Here is a 2,385-nt window from a genome sequence, read left to right on the forward strand (position 1 = left end):
AATCTTAAGTCTTTTGGGAACAAGAGATTACTTCGTCGCTCCACTCCTCGCGATGACATTTTTTTACGTACACATTTTAACGAAACGATGTACTAGTTAATAATTTTACTAACCTTGAAAAATGCCTAAAAAGCAATCTCCTCTCATCCATCCATTCACTATTGGACGCACTATTTTACTTCTACTCATTCTCGCAGCCCATTCATTTCTGCTAATCGGATGCGAACGGCAGCAGACACAGGCACCACCGCCGCCTATAGTTACTGTGAGTAAGCCCGTGGTCGAGGAGGTCGTGGAGTGGGACGAGTATACGGGGCGGCTCGAAGCCGTGGATACGGTAGACGTGAGGGCGCGCGTAAGCGGTTATCTGGAATCCATACATTTTAAGGACGGCCAGATGGTGAAAAATGGTGACCTGCTCTTCGTAATAGACCCGAGACCCTATCGGGCAGAGCTGGACCGGGCTTTGGCCCAGTTAAAAATCTCAAAAGCCCGCCTTTCTCTTGCGGAGAAAGACCTCCGTCGCGCGAAGCACCTCCTGAGCGAGCTGGTAATTTCGGAAGAAGAGGCCGACACCAGGGTTTCCGACGAGCAGGTAGCTCGTGCATCAGTCGAGATGGCGCAGGCTGACGTTGACGCCGCCAGACTAAACGTAGAATTCACGCAGGTGAGGGCGCCCATCTACGGTTTGATCAGCAGAAAATACGTCACCGAAGGGAACCTCATTAACGGTGGTACCGGTGGTACACTCCTCACTACCATAGTTTCAACGGACCCGATTTATTGCTACTTAGAGGAAGACGAGCAGTCCTATCTCAGATACAGCCGTCTGGAGCGGGAGGGGATTATGCCTGGATCCGGGAAAGGAGAAAACCCGGCTTTTATGGAACTCTCGAACGAAACGGGTTATCCGCACAAGGGCTACATCGACTTCGTCGATAACAGGATGGACCCGAATACTGGGACTATCAGAGGAAGGGGCGTATTCCCCAACCCGGACAACACCCTCACACCGGGACTATTCGCCCGGATGAAGATCGCGGGCAGCGAGCAGTATAAGGCCATGCTCGTGCCCGACGAAGCTGTAGGAAGTGACCAGTCGCTGAAGTTCGTGTTTATAGTCAACCCTGAAAATACAGTTGAGTACCGTCAGGTTACGCTAGGCCCCAGGATGAACGGGCTCAGGATCGTAAGAGAAGGAGTGATGCCTGAGGACCGGGTAATAGTCAAAGGCCTGCAGAGAGTCCAGCCTGGGATCAAAGTAGATCCCGTCGAAGAAGACATAGTCGTTGATGAAATGAATTTCCTCATGCCCGGGTCCTGACGCTGGAAAAGGAGGGCGATTTTACACAAGAGCCCGATAGCAATATTGGAGGGTAATAGATAGTGTCCCGGTTTTTCATAGACAGGCCTATATTCGCTACAGTGATCTCGATCCTGATAGTAATCGTAGGTTTGATAGCGTATTTTACATTGCCCGTAAGCCAGTACCCGAAGGTCACTCCGCCTACCATAGTCGTTCGCGCGAGCTTTCCCGGCGCAAACCCTGAGGTCATAGCTGACACCGTAGCAACGCCGCTCGAGCAGGAGATAAACGGAGTTGAGGACATGCTCTATATGTCCTCGCAGTCGACGAGCAACGGCATGATGCAGCTCACGATAACGTTCGCGATCGGAACCGATATAGACAAGGCTCAGGTGCTTGTTGAAAACAGAATCGCCGTGGCCGAGCCCAGGTTGCCGGAGGAGGTTAGGCGGATAGGCATCACGGTGAGAAAAAGTTCTCCGGACATGTTGCTGGTAGTTCATCTCCTCTCGCCCGATAATACCTACGATCAGCTCTACATAAGCAACTACGCGTCGATCAGGGTTTACGACGTTCTTACTCGTATAGGGGGTGTCGGCAACGTGACCTTGTTCGGGGCGCGGGAATACAGCATGAGGGTATGGCTCGATCCCGAAAAGCTCTACTCGATGGGCATGACTGTAAATGACGTGGTGCAGTCGCTCCGTGAGCAGAACGTAGAGGTCGCGGCCGGCATCATTGGGCAGCCGCCCATGCCCCAGGGCAACGCCTTTCAGATCTCCGTTAACACACTTGGAAGGCTGGTCGAAGAAAAGCAGTTCGGCGACGTAATCATCAGGACTGGTGAAGACGGGCGTGTCACGCGGTTAAAGGACGTGGCGCGGATAGAGCTAGGAGCGAGGGATTACGGCGTCAACAGTTATCTCGACAGTAAGTCTGCGCAGGGGCTCGGTATATTTCAGCTCCCAGGGTCTAACGCACTGGCTACGGCAGAGGCCATAGAAAAAACGATGGCCCGGATCAGCAAGGACTTCCCCAAGGGTCTCGAATACAGGATTGTCTATAACCCGACGAAATTC

Annotated in this window: 2 protein-coding genes; both read left to right on the forward strand. The window is 52.6% G+C overall.

The window, feature by feature from the left end; genetic code table 11:
* Positions 1-121: 121 nt before the first annotated feature.
* A complete protein-coding gene (locus QZT26_RS17205; protein ID WP_099324819.1) occupies positions 122-1,324 on the forward strand; it encodes an efflux RND transporter periplasmic adaptor subunit in 1,203 nt (400 codons plus the stop codon).
* Positions 1,325-1,386: 62 nt separating this feature from the next.
* Positions 1,387-2,385 (forward strand): efflux RND transporter permease subunit (locus tag QZT26_RS17210; protein WP_295103917.1); only part of this gene is annotated, 999 nt, incomplete at its 3' end.

The organism is uncultured Candidatus Kuenenia sp., from assembly GCF_900696675.1.
Taxonomy (GTDB): domain Bacteria; phylum Planctomycetota; class Brocadiia; order Brocadiales; family Brocadiaceae; genus Kuenenia; species Kuenenia stuttgartiensis_A.